General features: G+C 71.4%; 15 protein-coding genes and 1 pseudogene. 13 read left to right on the top strand and 3 right to left on the bottom strand.

All coding sequences use genetic code 11. The features are described 5' to 3' along the window. Window positions 1–65: 65 nt before the first annotated feature. The gene (locus tag KSP35_RS22015; protein WP_216997907.1) at window positions 66–788 is read right to left on the bottom strand and encodes a metalloregulator ArsR/SmtB family transcription factor; all 723 of its coding nucleotides are present in this window, start codon (window positions 786–788) and stop codon (window positions 66–68) included. A gap of 85 nt (window positions 789–873) precedes the next feature. Between KSP35_RS22015 and KSP35_RS22020 the strand changes: the two genes are divergently transcribed. From KSP35_RS22020 to KSP35_RS22070, 12 genes and pseudogenes are all read left to right on the top strand, one after another. Then, the gene (locus tag KSP35_RS22020) at window positions 874–2013 is read left to right on the top strand and encodes an Mrp/NBP35 family ATP-binding protein (RefSeq protein WP_254126878.1); all 1140 of its coding nucleotides are present in this window, start codon (window positions 874–876) and stop codon (window positions 2011–2013) included. A gap of 45 nt (window positions 2014–2058) precedes the next feature. Further along, window positions 2059–3717 (top strand): hypothetical protein, encoded by a 1659-nt coding sequence (locus KSP35_RS22025; protein WP_216997908.1) that lies wholly within the window; start codon window positions 2059–2061, stop codon window positions 3715–3717. Window positions 3718–3951: 234 nt separating this feature from the next. Then, window positions 3952–4704: a molybdopterin-dependent oxidoreductase gene (locus KSP35_RS22030; RefSeq protein ID WP_216997909.1), complete on the top strand. Its 753-nt coding sequence runs from the start codon at window positions 3952–3954 to the stop codon at window positions 4702–4704. After that, on the top strand, window positions 4701–5510 hold the full coding sequence (locus KSP35_RS22035; protein WP_216997910.1) for a cytochrome b/b6 domain-containing protein: 810 nt from the start codon (window positions 4701–4703) through the stop codon (window positions 5508–5510). The genes KSP35_RS22030 and KSP35_RS22035 overlap by 4 nt, the downstream gene beginning before the upstream one ends. Before the next feature lie 11 nt (window positions 5511–5521). Continuing rightward, the gene (locus KSP35_RS22040; RefSeq protein WP_216997911.1) at window positions 5522–5752 is read left to right on the top strand and encodes a DUF3107 domain-containing protein; all 231 of its coding nucleotides are present in this window, start codon (window positions 5522–5524) and stop codon (window positions 5750–5752) included. 91 nt (window positions 5753–5843) lie between these two features. Next, window positions 5844–5897, top strand: a pseudogene (locus KSP35_RS24895) (hypothetical protein); the annotation flags it as partial. Window positions 5898–6003: 106 nt separating this feature from the next. Then, window positions 6004–6732, top strand: a complete 729-nt coding sequence (locus KSP35_RS22045; protein WP_254126879.1) for an ArsA-related P-loop ATPase — start codon at window positions 6004–6006, stop codon at window positions 6730–6732. Next, window positions 6732–7937, top strand: coding sequence for an ArsA-related P-loop ATPase (locus KSP35_RS22050; protein WP_216997912.1), 1206 nt, complete (start codon window positions 6732–6734; stop codon window positions 7935–7937). The genes KSP35_RS22045 and KSP35_RS22050 overlap by 1 nt, the downstream gene beginning before the upstream one ends. Window positions 7938–8057: 120 nt before the next feature. Continuing rightward, window positions 8058–9362 (top strand): HNH endonuclease signature motif containing protein, encoded by a 1305-nt coding sequence (locus KSP35_RS22055; RefSeq protein WP_216997913.1) that lies wholly within the window; start codon window positions 8058–8060, stop codon window positions 9360–9362. Between the two features lie 205 nt (window positions 9363–9567). Beyond that, window positions 9568–10206 (top strand): hypothetical protein, encoded by a 639-nt coding sequence (locus KSP35_RS22060; protein WP_216997914.1) that lies wholly within the window; start codon window positions 9568–9570, stop codon window positions 10204–10206. Window positions 10207–10313: 107 nt separating this feature from the next. Beyond that, window positions 10314–10988: an SMI1/KNR4 family protein gene (locus KSP35_RS22065; RefSeq protein WP_216997915.1), complete on the top strand. Its 675-nt coding sequence runs from the start codon at window positions 10314–10316 to the stop codon at window positions 10986–10988. A 798-nt stretch (window positions 10989–11786) separates the two neighbouring features. Then, entirely contained in the window at window positions 11787–12548 is a 762-nt protein-coding gene (locus tag KSP35_RS22070) for a DUF4279 domain-containing protein (RefSeq protein WP_216997916.1), read from the top strand. Window positions 12549–12592: 44 nt separating this feature from the next. On the opposite strand, the gene KSP35_RS22075 is transcribed toward KSP35_RS22070, so the two are convergent. After that, window positions 12593–12793 carry a hypothetical protein gene (locus tag KSP35_RS22075; RefSeq protein ID WP_216997917.1) on the bottom strand — a complete coding sequence of 67 codons (201 nt, stop codon included), beginning with the start codon at window positions 12791–12793 and terminating at the stop codon, window positions 12593–12595. Next, a complete protein-coding gene (locus KSP35_RS22080; protein ID WP_216997918.1) occupies window positions 12790–13239 on the bottom strand; it encodes a PaaI family thioesterase in 450 nt (149 codons plus the stop codon). The genes KSP35_RS22075 and KSP35_RS22080 overlap by 4 nt, the downstream gene beginning before the upstream one ends. 33 nt (window positions 13240–13272) lie before the next feature. Between KSP35_RS22080 and KSP35_RS22085 the strand changes: the two genes are divergently transcribed. Then, window positions 13273–14763 carry a sensor histidine kinase gene (locus tag KSP35_RS22085; RefSeq protein WP_216997919.1) on the top strand — a complete coding sequence of 497 codons (1491 nt, stop codon included), beginning with the start codon at window positions 13273–13275 and terminating at the stop codon, window positions 14761–14763. Window positions 14764–14786 lie beyond the last annotated feature (23 nt).

The raw sequence follows: 14786 nt of genomic DNA on the forward strand, positions 1-14786 counted from the left end.
CGGACACCGGGGCGCGCGCCCCGATCAGGCTCGGGGTGCGGCGTGGCGCCTCGGGCCCGGGCTCCTCAGCCGGAGATGGACGTGATGCAGGCCCGGTCGCCGGCGGCGCGGGAGGCCTCGGTGATCGGTGCGGTGTCGCCGTAGAGCGTCTCGAGCATGCCGCGCACCATGCCGCGGTCGACCGCGCAGATCACCGGGTGCTCCACGGCGGCATCGCCGAAGGGGCAGTGGTCGCTGATGATCCGCAGGCCGCCGTCGTGCTGCTCGGCGTGGGCGGCGAAGCCGTGGGCGCTCAGCGCATCGGCCACCGCGTGCAGGGCGGTGCGGAACGAGCGCTGCACGTCGCCGACCTCGCCCATGGCCTCGGCCATCTTGCGGCCGTACTCCATGCCCACGTCCTCGGCCATGGCCTCGGCCTGGGCGGGGGGCAGCATGGCGAGGGCCTTGCCGAGCAGCGAGATCAGGACGTCGTCGTGGCGGACCGGCAGGTCGAGCTCCACGGCCTCGCCGTGGGTGCGGTAGCGCTTCGACGGGCGACCGGCGCCGGGGGAGCCCGGGACCCGTCCGACGGTGACCTCGAGGTGGCCGCCGGAGGCCAGCTTGTCCAGGTGGTGGCGGGCCACGTTCGAGTGGAGCTCGAAGCGCTCGGCCACCTCGCTGGCGGTCACGCCCTCGGGCCGGCCGTGGGCGAAGAGGTAGATCTCTCGCCGCGTGGGGTCCCCGAACGCCGCCGTGATGGCGGTGACGGCCGAGGAGAACTCGGTCGGACTGAGTGACGGCTGGACCACCTCGGTATTCTACCTACGCCGGTAGGGGAAATCCCTGGGCACCGGAACCGAACGCCCGCACCGAGCCCCGAACCAAGGACGAGCTGTGCCCACCGAAGCCGAGATCATCGACGCCCTCCGCCCCGTCGAGGACCCTGAGCTGCACCGCAGCATCGTCGACCTCGGGATGGTCAAGGAGATCGCCCAGGCCGGCGGCAACGTCCGGATCATGATCGCCCTGACCACCCCGGGCTGCCCGCTCAAGAACGAGATCAACACCCGGGTCCGCACCGCCGCCCTGGCGCTCGACGGCGTCGACGCCGTGCAGGTCGACTTCACGTCGATGACGCCCGAGGAGCTGGCCGCCCTGCGCCAGAGCCTGAACGGCAACCCGGCCGCCACCGCCGGCACCCACGAGGCCCACGGCCACGCCGAGGGCCGGGCCATCCCGTTCGCCGATCCGTCATCGCGCACCCGCGTGCTGCTCATCGCCTCGGGCAAGGGCGGCGTGGGCAAGTCGTCGGTCTCCACCAACCTCGCCATCTCGCTCGCCAACCGGGGCAAGTCGGTGGCCATCGTCGATGCCGACGTCTGGGGCTTCTCCATCCCCCGCATGCTCGGTATCGAGCAGCAGCCCACCGTCATCGACTCCATGCTCGTGCCGCCGGAGTCCTACGGCGTGCGCTGCATCTCCATGGGCTTCTTCGCCGGTGAGGACCAGGCCGTCATCTGGCGGGGCCCCATGCTCCACAAGGCGCTCGAGCAGTTCCTCACCGACGTCTTTTGGGACGACCCCGACTACCTCGTGATCGACCTCCCGCCGGGCACCGGCGACGTGTCGCTCTCGATGTCGCAGTTCCTGCCCCGGGCCGAGGTCTACGTGGTCACCACGCCGCAGCTCGCTGCCCAGCGGGTGGCCCAGCGGGCCGCCGCCATGGCCGACAAGGTCAACCTCAAGGTGGCTGGCGTGATCGAGAACATGTCGTACTTCACCGGCGACGACGGCCAGCGCTACGACATCTTCGGCTCCGGCGGCGGCCAGGAGCTGGCCGACAAGATCAACGTGCCCCTGCTCGGCCAGGTCCCGCTGCTCACCGACGTGCGCGAGGGCTCCGACTCCGGCAAGCCCGTGGCCGCCATCGACCCCGACGGTGAGGCCGGCCGCGTGTTCGCCGCCATCGCCGCCACCATCGACGTCGACCTCGCCCCCACCCGCCGCTACAACAAGGGCCTCAACCTCCTCTAGGTGGTGCTTGGTCGGGCAGCGGCGCGGGCTGCCAGGATCACCGCCATGGCGACGGCGGACGGGCGGCGGTGGCGACAGCGGCCGATCTGGTGGTTCCTGCTGGTGTCGCTGGCGGGCACCTTGATCGTGGGCAGCACGGTGGCCGACCGCACCAGCGATCGACTGCTCCTGGCCGAGCCGTCGATCAGCGGACACGTCCTCCCGTCGTGGGACCACGGCAGCCGCATCCCCGTGCGGTTCCGCAGCCGGACCGACGGTCGGCTGCGGACGGCCTACGCGCCGGTCACCGACGCCACGCCTGAGCGCATCGGCCCGGTGTCGCTGGTGCAGGACCCCGACGACCCCGGCCGCATCCTCATCGAGGACCGGCCGGGCGGCGGCGGCAGCGGTCCCGATGCCAGCGCGACCGGCGTCGACGAGATCTTCGGGACCGCCGCCCTGTTCCTGGCGCTCGACGCCGTGCTGGTGGGCTGGTGGCTGGTCCGTCGACGCCGCATCGGCGTCGCGACGCGGCTGCTCGCCGGAGGACCGCCGGCCGAGCGGGTGCTGGCGGTTCCCCGTCCCGGGCGGCTGCGGCCCCGACGCTGGCGGGTGGTGCTGTACCCCCTCGACGCCGCACCCGGGAGCCCGCCCACGGCGACGGTCCGGGTGGTCGGGTCCGATCCCGACCCGGCGCCTCGAGAGGTCGACGTGTGGCGCACGAAGCCCGGCGGTCGGGACCTCGCCCTCCGCGAGGTGGCCTCGGGCCGCGCCTGGTTCCCGGCCGCTCGGGCCCGCTCGAAGGGGTCGCTCCCGTTGCCGGCACCCACCGACCGGCCGAACCTCGACCGGTGGTCACGGGCGGGCGCCGCCGTGTTGGCCCTCGGCCTCGTCCTGCTCGTCGGCGGCCTCGCTGCCCAGAAGGACCCCATCGGCGAGCTGGATGCGCGGGCCCGGCCCGTGACCGTCACCGTGGCGCAACCGCTGACCGCAGACGAGGGCGACGTCGTGGTGACCTACCGCCGGGGTGAGCACGACCGCCGGGCCCGGGTCCACCTGGCCGGCCCGCAGCGGGTGGGGGACCGCTTCCGCCTCCTGTCGGACCCGCGGTTCGCCGAGAACCTCTGGCAGCCCAACACCGAGGAGCCACCGGTCACCGACGACAACGACGGCGCCGACCTCGCCATCACCCTCGGCACGCTCTTGACGGGCATCGGTGTCCTGGCCGTGCGCCGCCCCATCCACGGCGCCGACCGCCGCGCCGCCCGCCGCGCCCAGCGGCTCGCCACGGTCGGCGCCCCCGGGGCCGTCCACCCGTTCGACCAGGGCGCGCCGACGTGGGGCGGCTGGCCGGCCTCGACCGCCGGCTCGATCCCCGGCCACGGCAGCGGTCCCTACCTCCCCATCGCCGGCTCGGCAGCCGCCTCGCCGTACGCGCCGCCGCCGGGCAGCGGGCCGGCCCCCTTCGACCAGCAACCGTTCGACCAGGGCGGCGGTGCGCCGGCCTTCACGCCGGCCGCCGACGGTGCCCTGCTGCCGCCGGTGCCGACCTGGGTCGCGCCGCCACCTCCACCTCCACCCACCGACGAGGTCGCTGCCGAGGCGGACGACCTGGCCGCCGAGCCCGTGCCGGCCCTCCCCGAGATCGAGCCGCTGCCCCCGCTCCCTCCCCTGCCGCCCCTGGCCGGCCCGTCGGCCGACGAACCGGACCTCCCCGACCGCTGAGGCACCACCCCTTCGCGATCGAGACGCCACGGTTCTGTCGGGGATCGGCGTCGCAGAGTGACACGGTCTCCCGGCAGAACGGTGGTGCTGGGTCGGACGTTCGGTTCTGTCGGGCATCGGTGTCGCAGGGCGACGCGGTCTCCCGACAGAACGCTGGAGGCGACGTTGCGTGCGCTCGGCCGTGGCGGGTGCCCCGACCGTCCGGGGTGGGGAACGGGTCCGTACCCTCGGGGCATGGACGTGCCCAGGCGCGACGACGAGGTGGAGGGGGCCGACGGCACGCCCGTCGGGCGCCGGGCCGCGCTCGGGCTCCTGGGTCTCGGCGCTGCCGGCGTCGTGTTCGGTGCCGGCGTGCAGGAGCGGATCGCCCGGCTGCTGGCGCCGATCGCCGCTCGGGACCCCACAGGGCTCACCCAGCTCATCCCCGGCGCCGGCGGGTTCCGGATCTACACCGTCACCGGCAGCCTCCCGAACCGGTCCCGCGCCGCGTGGAAGCTGAAGGTCCACGGCCTCGTCGACCACCCCTTCACCATCGGGTACTCGGAGCTGGTGGAGATGGAGCCCACCGGCATCACGGCCGACTTCCAGTGCGTCACCGGCTGGCGGGTCCAGGACGTGAGGTGGAAGGGCGTCAAGCTGGCCGACCTGCTCGAGCGGGCCGGCGTGCAGGACGCCGGCTCCCACCTGCGCCTGACCTCGTTCGACGGCGCCTACACCGAGTCGCTGACCCTGGCCCAGGCCCGGCGCGACGACGTGCTGGTGGCCTACGAGATGCTCGGCAAGGGCGTCTCCAGCGAGCACGGCGGCCCGGTCCGGCTCTACGTGGCCCCGATGTACGGCTACAAGTCGCTCAAGTGGCTCGAGACCATCGAGGTGGTCGACGAGCTGATCCCGGGCTACTGGGAGGAGCGGGGCTACGACGTCGACGGCTGGGTCGGGCGCTCCAACGGCCGCTCCGACGACCCGCCCGAGGTGCACGGCTCGTGACCGCCCCCACCGAACCGACCGAGGCGGTCACCACGTCGTCGACGACTGCGGAGCCCGGGCGAGCACGACGTCGCGACGATCCCACCCGCGCCGGTCCGCGCCCGGTCGACACGGTCGACGGCACCTGGGTGGTGCGCTTCGACCGGGTGGAGCGCTGGCTGCACTGGGCCAACGCCACGCTGGTCCTGACGCTGATCGCCACCGGCTCGCTGATGTACGTCGGCGCCCTGTCGGGGATCTTCGGCCGGGCCCAGGTGGAGACCGTGCACCTCTACGCCGGGTTGGCGCTCCCGTTCCCCTTCGCCGCGGCGCTCGCCGGACGCTGGAACCGTGGCCTGCGGCGGGACGCCCGACGGCTCGGCCGCTTCCTGACCGACGACTGGCGGTGGCTGCGGAAGCGGATCCGCCGCCAGGGCAACCTGCGGATCGGCAAGTTCAACGGCGGCCAGAAGCTCAACGCCGTGCTGGTGGCCGGGACGTTGCCCGTCATGCTCGCCACCGGCGCCATGCTCCAGTGGCACGACCGGCTCAGCGACTCGTGGCGCACCGGGGCCACCTTCGTGCACGACTGGGGCTACGTGGGCCTCGGCCTGCTCGTGCTGGGCCACATCCTCAAGGCGCTGGCCGACCCGGTGTCCATGCAGGCCATGCGCCGCGGCACCGTCCCGCGCCGCTGGGCGCTGGAGGAGCACCCCCGCTGGCACGACGAGCTGCCGGTGTCGGAGCCCACCGAGGCCGGTGCCCCGGCGGAGGGAGGGGCGGCGGCCGCCACGCCCTACGATGACCCCCGTTCTGACCAGCCCTGAGGAGATCACCCGTGGACGTGCGAATCGGTGTCAGCCAGACGGCCAAGGAGCTCGACGTCGAGCTGCCCGAGGACGCTGACGTGACGGCCATCAAGGCCGACCTCGACCAGGCCATCGCCGACAGCGCCACCTTCTGGATCACCGACAAGAAGGGCCGCCAGGTCGGCGTGCCGGCCGAGAAGATCGCCTACTTCGAGATCGGTGCACCGGAGTCCGGTCGCCGCATCGGCTTCGGCGGCTGACCGAGGCCCCGGTGACCTCGAGCCCGATCGGCCGGCGGCGTTGACCGCGCTGCTCGACCGCAAGCTGCTCTTCGTCACCGGCAAGGGCGGGGTGGGCAAGAGCACCATCGCCGCCTCGCTCGGCCTGCTCGCCGCGGAGCAGGGCAAGCGCACCCTCGTCTGCGAGGTCGACGCCAAGGGCAACCTGGCCGACTTCTACGAGGCCGGCCCCACCGGCTTCGACGCGCGAGCTGCAGCCGGGCCTGTGGGCCATGTCGATGAACACCGAGGAGTCGCTCAAGGAGTACCTGAGCCTCCAGCTGAAGATCCCGTTCCTGGCCAAGATCGGGCCCCTGGCGCGCACCTTCGACTTCATCGCCAACGCCGCGCCGGGCGTGAAGGAGATCCTCACCATCGGCAAGCTGGCCTGGGAGGTCCGCGAGCGGCACTACGACCTCGTGGTGGTCGACTCGGTGGCCACCGGCCACATCGTCGGCCAGCTCACCGCCCCGCAGGCCATCAACGAGCTGGTGCAGGTGGGCCTGGTGCGCAACCAGACCCAGTGGATGCTCGACATCCTCACCGACCCGGAGCAGACCGGCGTGGTGATCGTCTCGGCGCCGGAGGAGATGCCGGTTGCGGAGACCATCGACCTCGCCGCGCGCCTCGACGCCGAGACCGACGTCGACCTCGCCGCCATCGTGGTCAACCGGGTCCTCCCCGAGCTGTTCAGCAGCCGTGAGGAGGCGCTGTTCGACGCCCTCCGCGACCCCGCCCGCGTGCAGGCCCTCTCCGACGCAGCCGGCGGCGACGTGGGCCCGGTGCTCGATGCCGCCGAGTTGGCCGTCACCCTCCGCCGGACCCGAGCCGGGCACCTGGCCACGCTGCGCGAGGCGGTCGCCCCGCGGTTGCCGCTCATCTACGTGCCCTACCTGTTCACCCGCAGCCACGGCGCCCGCGCCACCCGCCAGGTGGCCGAGCTGCTGGGCGAGGAGCTCTAGTGGCCACCGCCAAGAAGCCCCGCGCCAAGGCGGCCGACCGCGACAAGGTCGACCCCGACAAGGTCCGCACCCTCGAGCAGCTGCTGGCCACCAAGGAGATCGTGATCTCCTGCGGCTCCGGCGGCGTCGGCAAGACCACCACCGCGGCGGCCGCCGCGCTGATGGCCGCCACGCACCTGGGCGGCAAGGTCCTGGTCCTCACCGTCGACCCGGCCAAGCGCCTGGCCAACGCCCTCGGCCTCGAGCGGTTCGGCAACACCGAGACCCGCGTGCCGGCCGAGGCCTTCGCCGCCGCCGGCATCGAGCCCCGCGGCGAGCTGTGGGCCGCCATGCTCGACACCAAGCAGTCGTGGGACGACCTGGTGGCGCGCCACGCCCCGGACGACCGCACGCGAGAGCAGATCCTCGCCAACTCGCTCTACCAGAACATCTCCGGGCGCTTCGTGCAGAGCCACGACTACATCGCCATGGAGCGGCTCTACGAGATCCACCAGTCCGGCGCCTACGACCTCATCGTGGTCGACACCCCGCCCACCCGGAACGCCATCGACTTCCTCGAGGCGCCGGATCGCATGGCGGAGTTCTTCTCCTCCAAGCTGCTGCGCTGGCTGACCGCCCCCAGCAAGTCCCGGGTCATGAGCCTGGCGTCGAAGCCCTTCTACACGGTGGCCGATCGCATCCTCGGCTCGCAGTTCCTCGAGGACATCGCCACCTTCTTCTCGCTGTTCCAGACCATGGCGCCCGGCTTCGTCGAGCGGGCCGAGGCCGTCACCAAGACCCTGGCTGACCGACGCACCACCTTCCTCGTGGTCTCCACCCTGGAGGCGGCACCGCTGCACGAGGCCGAGTTCTTCATCGAGGCGCTCGACGAGCGCAAGCTCCACCTCGGCGCCCTGGTGCTCAACAAGGTGCTGCCCGCCTACCTCCGCCGCACCGCCACCACCGGCGTCGCCAAGCGGTTGGTGGCCGACCCCGCCGGCCTGGCCGAGGCGGTCGGCGACGTGGGCGACGCCGAAGACCTGGCCCGGGTGCTGTCGACGGTGGGGGAGAGCTTCCTCAACTACCAGGTGGTGGCCAAGCGAGAGGCCGAGCAGCGCGCCGGGCTGGCCCGCAGCCCCGAGGTCGTCGCCGCCGTTCCGTACTTCGACGCCGACATCCACGACCTCGCCGGCCTCCTCCAGCTCGGCGAGAAGATCTGGCGCTGACGGCGGTCCTGGCCTCGCCGGTTTTCGCTGGCCCGCGCCGGCTCCTCGGACGCTTGGATCGAGCAGATTCCTGCGATCTCTCCGTAGCAATCGCGATCGAACAGGTGTACGATCAGAGGCATGGACCTGATCGACGACGTGGACGCGGTGGACCTCGCGGTCGGCGCGTTGGTGGCCGGTCAGCGTGGGGCGCTGCACGCGCCGGCGAACTCGGTGATCACGTCGTCGCTGTGGGACCTCGAGCGCGACGTCGTGCTGCTCGAGGCCGCCCGCACGCAGATGGTGGGCGAGTGGGTGGCCCGGGGCCTGCACGGGCTCGATGGCTCCCGCTCCCCGGCGGCTCGCCTGGCGCGCGAGACGGGCTGCTCCGCCACCGCCGCCAAGGTGGTGGTGCGCCGGGCCCGCAAGCTGCGGACCATGCCGGTGACCGCCGCCGCGTTCGAACGGGGAGAGCTGTCCACCGACAAGGTCGACGAGCTGTGCCGGGCCAACGGCAAGAAGCGCCAGGACCGCTTTGCCGAGGCCGAGGAGCGGTTGGTGGCCGACGCCAAGCGCCTGTGCTTCGCGGACCTGCAGCACGTGCTGGCCGTCTGGCGCGACGCCGCCGATGCCGAGGCCGCCGACGACGCCGCGCAGCGCGACATCGACGGATCGCACTTCGCAGCGGTGAGGTCCTACCGCGGCACCATCGACCTGCACGGCCGGCTCGATCCGGTCCGGGGGGCGATCGTCTGCGGCGAGCTGGAGCGGCTCGAGCAGCACCTGTGGGAGCAGGACTGGGCCGAGACCCGCGCCACCTGGGGCGACGACGCCACCGTCGACAAGGTCGCCCGCACCCCCGGGCAGCGGCGCGCCGCAGCCGTCACCCTCATGGCCGAGCGGTCCGCCGCCATGGCGCCCGGGTCCACGCCGGCCCGGCCCCTCTTCACCGTGATCATCGATCCCGCCACGGCCGAGCGGGTGTGCGAGCTCTCCAACGGCACCGTCGTGGGCCCGGGCCACCTGGCCCCGTTCATCAGCACCGCCGACCTGGAGCGGGTGGTGTTCGGTCCGGGTGGCCGGGTGCTCGACGTCGGTCGCCGGTCCCGCTTCTTCCGGGGCGGGCTGCGCCGGGCCATCGAGGTCCGCGACCGCCACTGCACCTTCCCGGGCTGCCGGGAACCAGCGGAGCGCTGCGACGTCGACCACATCGTCGAGTGGACCGACGGCGGCGAGACCACCCAAGCGAACGGTCGCCTGCGCTGCGGCCCCCACAACCGCCAACGTCCCGGCCGCCGCACCCCCGCCCCACCCGACCCCATCGACGACCTCGACGACGAGTGGCCCGACCCACCCCCAGCCGCGGGCTGCACCCCGTCCGTCGCCTCGGACGATCCCCTCGACAGCCGACCCGACGCCGGGCCACCACCCGACCCCGGCCCCTAGGTCCACCGGCCGGAACCGATCCAAGCTCACCCGATGCGGCCGCTCCGGCGGCCCCATCGGCGCGGGCCTGCGGAGCTTGTCCTACATCGACCAACGTCTTGCACCGTCTCCAGACATTAGATCGGCGCTGCTCCTGAGCGGCCCATCGGGGACGCTGCCGGTCCCGTTGTGTTGGGATTGCTTGGGCTGTGAGACAGTTTGAGTCATGACATCGGCGGGTGGGAGTTCCGTTCCGGGTTGGGTCATCGGGCCGGCGCTCGATCTCTTCACGGACGACAACCGTTCCAAAGTCCAGGGCGTTCTCGGCCGCCCCCACGCGGTGGTTTTCGGATGGCAGTACCACTTCGCTGGCGGATCGGGCCGGACAACAGTGGTCTTCACGGCCTACGCCGAATACCTCGCGTGCATTTCGGAGGCCCGTCCGGGCGATCACTTCACGCTCTACGATCTCGACTCGCTCATCCCGCTCGCATTCCTGCAACGCGCGGTCACGTCGACCGATCGTCACGAGCTGCCTGAAGCCGACTGGGAGTTGGTCGCACAGCGGCTTCGGAGGGGCCAGGACATGGTTCTCGTGCGCCGGTCCGTGGCATCGAGCGGAGCCAGCGAGGTTGAGGTGTTCGAACCGACGACTCCGGAAGACGAATGGCTCGCCGACCTCCGGGACGCCGTGAGGTCCCGGGGAGGTGAACTGTTGGGGTTCGAAGCTGCGATCCTTGACGCTGGCGTGACGGGGATCGTCTCATCGGTCACCCCGACGTCGGGTGAAGGCCGCATCCATGCCCTGGTTGATGCAAAGCGACCAGATCGAGACGGAGCGGTTCCTCTTTCGGGGCCTTACTGAGGCCGTCCCGTATCGCCGGGGCGAGGATGCCGCAGACGGGCACTTGGTGGGCACCCTGGCCCCACTTCTATGGAGAAGGTCGGGCAGCAACGTGCGAGGCTTGGAGGGTGACGAGCGGCGACCTCGGCCAGGTCCGAGACCGGATTGATCGAATGGTGGCGTTTGGGAAGACGGCGGCGATCTTCGGCTTCGAAGGGCACCACCTCCACCTCCGCCCGCCCCTACCGCTCGAGGTGCTTCACCAGGCGGAGCAGGCGGGTGGGTATCGGCTGCCGGAGCCCTACCGGCAGTTCCTCATCGAGATCGCCGATGGAGGTGCCGGTCCCGGGTACGGCCTCTTTCCCTTCGGCACCAGCGGCGACACCGCTGAGGACACCCGCCCGTGGGGACCCGACGTCGGCGATCCGGCTCGGCCGTTCCTCCACGAACGGCTGTGGAACCTGTCCGATGCCGAACTGACACTGCCGGAGAACCTCGCCGAGGACGATCAGGACGCCTGGTTCGAGGCGCACGACCGGGTCTACTTCGACCCAATCCTCACCGATGGGTCGATCCCGATCGCCCACATGGGATGTGCGATGTGGGTGTTGCTGGTCGTGACTGGCGATCGCGCAGGAGAGGTCTGGCTAGACGAGCGGGCGAACGCTGGCGGAATCCGGCCCATCAAGGCGAACGGCTTCGATGACTGGTACCTCGCCTGGGTGGACGAGGTGGAGCGGCAGGTGGGCGCCTCACTGACCGACCGGCGCCGGTGGCCCCAAAGTCGTCGTCACGAGTCTTGACACTGCTGCGCTGGCCACGGCCCGGTGCCCCCTGCCGCTGCGTCGAGGTCACCCATCGGGCACCCTGACTGGCAGACTCCGGCGGTGGGCAGCGCAAACCTCGAAGTGCCTTGACCTCACCCGCGCCGACCTCTCCGCCAGCGCCGTCACTCCTGGGCCAGCACGGCCGCAAGGTGTGCGCAGCGACGTACTTCGTTGCGTGGTCGGCCTGGCTCCTCGTCTTGGACTACGACGCCTTGCTCCACGAGGACTCCGGGCCTCAACGAGGTCTTGCTGACGGGCGCCTGGTCGTCGTGCTCGTTGCGTACCTCCTTGGATGCCATGCGATGACCGGCTGGTTCTCGTGGCGCATCTCACGATCAGCCGTGTCGGGACAGCTCGTGCTGGCTGGGTCGGTCGGCGAGTTCGTCGGCTACCTCGTGCTCGTGGCCTTCACCAGCGGGTTCCCGGTGATCTAGGGCCGGAGTGCCCGGGGTGCGGGACTTCGCCACCTGATGGGATCAGTGCGGAGAGGAACCCTGGCGGATCGAAGCGGTGCTCAACCAAGTTCACCGCTACGACCGGGTCAGCGGCTTCGACCCGGGCAACCTGGCCAGACCCGGAGCGGGGCGGAGTGGATCGCAGAGGCATGGAAGGAACTCGGTTCCCGACCGGAGGTTCCGGATCGTGCCTTCATCGTCAGCTACGAGAACGAGCCCAACGCCAGCGGCCGCCCCACGTCCTCGAACGCCGAATCGTGGATGTTCTCGCCCGCTCGCTCGGTTGGACGGGGAGGTAACCGGCGCCGTATCAAGACCGATGCGCGGGCAAGCTTCGACGGTGCCACCCAAGCCATCCCTGCTCGCTCTCCAATGCGCCGACCTCGACGCGACCGCTGCCTTCTACGAAGATCTCGACTTCGTGTTCACGGAGGAGCAGCACGGAAGCGACCCTCGGAACCTGGCCTATCCCGGCGACGGCTGGGTGCTCGAGCTGCACCCGCTTGCGACGGGTGATCGCTCGCCGCCGCACCCGCCACGGTTGGGTCTGCGCGCCGACGACCTGCCCCGAGTCCTGAGCCAAGTGGGACAGGGCACGATCGGCGACGACGGCCACGCCGTGGTCGTGGACCCCGATGGGCGCAAGGTCGACCTGGTTGCCCACGAGGCCGAGCCCCGGGTCTCGGCTTGGCTCGTGCTGTCCACCCCCGATCCGATCGACCTCTCGTTCGTCGGGCCACTGCTCGGCAGACAGAGCCGGGCGATCGAGGTGGCCGGGCAGCCGAGGGCGATGCCGACCGGGAGGCAGAGTCGAACACCTCGCACGTCCTCTTGGTCAGGAGAGACCGTGGTGCGCCGGACCTCTGACGTGCACGACGTGGTCGTCGAAGTGCTCGGTGATCTCGACGCCGTTCGCGACGTCCACCTCAAGCTCTTGCGGGACCACGGGCTGACCGCGGCCATCTGCGTCTCGGTCCGAACCGACGACGCCACCGCGGTCGGCACGCTCGACCGTTCCCTCCTGAGGCGCCTCGTGGACCTCGAAGTCGAGCTCGACCTGAACCTCTACGTGGAGGGCTAGATCCTGCAGGTCGATGTCGCCGGGCAGCGATCCCTGAGGCGGCGCTAGTCGCGGCCTTGGAGCATGCGCTTGATGGCCGTCAGGACGGCGGCGACGGGGATGAGCACCAGCGAGGCCGGGCCGAGGACGGCCCAGGTGTTGTTGAAGCCGGCGGAGTTGACCAGCTTCACCTGGTGGAGGTCGTCTTGGATGACGTCCTCGCCGGGGTCGAGCGGCTCGTGGCCGCCACGCTTGAGGCTGGTCACGGCTGCTCCTCGAGGTCGGCGCGGGGCACCGACGGGGTGCTGGGGAGGGCGTAGGTGGAGGTGGCGTAGGCCACCAGCTCGTCGTTGGCCTCGGAGTAGATGCGGACCGCGACGAGCGCTTGGCGGCGACCGAGCTTGAGCAGCTCGCCGGTGGCCCGCAGCGCGGCGGGCGGGGGCTTGCGGAGGAAGTCCATGGCCAGGTGGCTGGTGACGGTGAGGAACTCGGGGCCGATCCGCGACACCACCGCCACGTAGGCCACGGTGTCCGCCAGGGTCATGAGCGTGGGCCCCGAGATCGTGCCGCCCGGCCGCAGCTGCCCGTCGGCGAACGGCTGGCGCAGCTCGACGCCGTCATCGTCGGCCCGCACCACCTGGATCCAGTGCTCGGCGCCGGGGAAGGCGGCCGAGAGGAAGGCGTTGAGCTGGTCGGGGTCCATGGCCACCATGGCCGGGACCCTACCGACCCCTACCCTGGGGCCGTGGCCTCCCTCGCCGAGATCGTCCGCAAGCAGTCGCGCCTGACGCTGGCCGAGATCGTGCACCTCCAGCGCCTCGTGGCGTCCTGGAACATGCTGGCCGACTTCTGCTTCTCGGACCTCCTGCTGTTCGTGCCGATCTCGGGCACCATCGACACGCCCGAGGGCGACGGCGACTTCATGGTGGTGGGCCACGTCCGACCCTCCACCACCCAGACGCTCTACCGCCACGACCTCATCGGCGAGCAGGTGAGCGACGCCGAGCGGCCCCTCGTCACCCGCTCCATGCGGCTCGAGGAGATCATCGAGGGCGAGATCACCGTCAGCGCCGTGCGCGAGCGGGTGCGGGTGCTGTGCATCCCGGTACGCCACGACGGGCGCACCATCGCCGTGCTGTCGCGCGAGTCGACGCCGTCGGTGGGCCGATCGCCCGGCGAGCTCGAGCGGACCTACGTCGACATCTTCAACCGCTTCGCCCGCATGATCGCCAGCGGCGACTTCCCGTACCCGATCGAGGACTCCGACTCGAAGGAGTCGCCCCGGGTGGGCGACGGCGCGGTGGTGCTCGACCGGGCCATGTGCGTGGAGTACGCCTCGCCCAACGCAGTGTCGGCGCTGCACCGCATGGGCGTGCACGCCAACACCGAGGGCATGCGCCTGGGCGAGCTGGGCCTCGACGACGAGCCGGTGGTCGACGCCTTCACCGTCGCCAAGCCGATCACCCAGGAGATCGAGCGGGGCGAGGTCATCATCCTCCTGCGCTGCATCCCGATGCTCGACTCCCAAGGCGTGTCCGGCGCGGTGGTCCTCTTCCGCGACGTCACCGAGGTCCGCCAGCGTGACCGGCTGCTGCTCTCGAAGGACGCCACCATCCGGGAGATCCACCACCGGGTGAAGAACAACCTGCAGACCATCTCGTCGCTGCTGCAGCTGCAGGCCCGGCGCACCGGGTCCGACGACGCCAAGTCGGCCATCGCCGAGTCGGTCCGCCGGATCAGCTCCATCGCCCTGGTGCACGAGACGCTGTCGCGCGAGGCCGGCGAGGACGTCGCCTTCACCGACATCCTGCGCCCACTGGTGCAGATGGTGGCCGAGGCCGTGTCGTCGCCGGATCGCCACATCGACTTCGAGGTCACCGGCGACGCCGGCACCCTGCCGGCCCAGATCGCCACCCCCATGGCCGTGGTGCTCACCGAGCTGCTGCAGAACACCGCCGACCACGCGTTTCCGCCGGAGGAGGAGCGGGGCCGTGCGGACCGGGTGCGGGTGGAGCTGGAGTCCGACGACGCCGGCATCGCCATCCGCGTGGTCGACAACGGGGTGGGCGTGCCCGAGGGCTTCAGCGTCGAGACCGCCAAGGGCCTGGGCCTCAGCATCGTGCGGGCCCTGGTGACCTCGGACCTGCGGGGCACCATCGACCTGTTCGAGCCGCTCGACGGCGGGCCCGGCACGGTCATCGAGCTGCGCATCCCCTTGGAGACCATCGCCAACTAGGGCGAAAACGAGAGATGCCGGCC

This window comes from Aquihabitans sp. G128 (assembly GCF_019048865.1).
Taxonomy (GTDB): domain Bacteria; phylum Actinomycetota; class Acidimicrobiia; order Acidimicrobiales; family Iamiaceae; genus Aquihabitans.

Bases quoted from the DNA above. Each gene is read 5' to 3' on its own strand.
- KSP35_RS22025 (WP_216997908.1), top strand. From the start codon at position 2,059: ATGGCGACGGCGGACGGGCGGCGGTGGCGACAGCGGCCGATCTGGTGG.
- KSP35_RS22030 (WP_216997909.1), top strand. From the start codon at position 3,952: ATGGACGTGCCCAGGCGCGACGACGAGGTGGAGGGGGCCGACGGCACG.
- KSP35_RS22045 (WP_254126879.1), top strand. From the start codon at position 6,004: ATGTCGATGAACACCGAGGAGTCGCTCAAGGAGTACCTGAGCCTCCAG.
- KSP35_RS22055 (WP_216997913.1), top strand. From the start codon at position 8,058: ATGGACCTGATCGACGACGTGGACGCGGTGGACCTCGCGGTCGGCGCG.
- KSP35_RS22060 (WP_216997914.1), top strand. From the start codon at position 9,568: ATGACATCGGCGGGTGGGAGTTCCGTTCCGGGTTGGGTCATCGGGCCG.
- KSP35_RS22070 (WP_216997916.1), top strand. From the start codon at position 11,787: ATGCGCGGGCAAGCTTCGACGGTGCCACCCAAGCCATCCCTGCTCGCT.
- KSP35_RS22080 (WP_216997918.1), bottom strand. From the start codon at position 13,239: ATGGTGGCCATGGACCCCGACCAGCTCAACGCCTTCCTCTCGGCCGCC.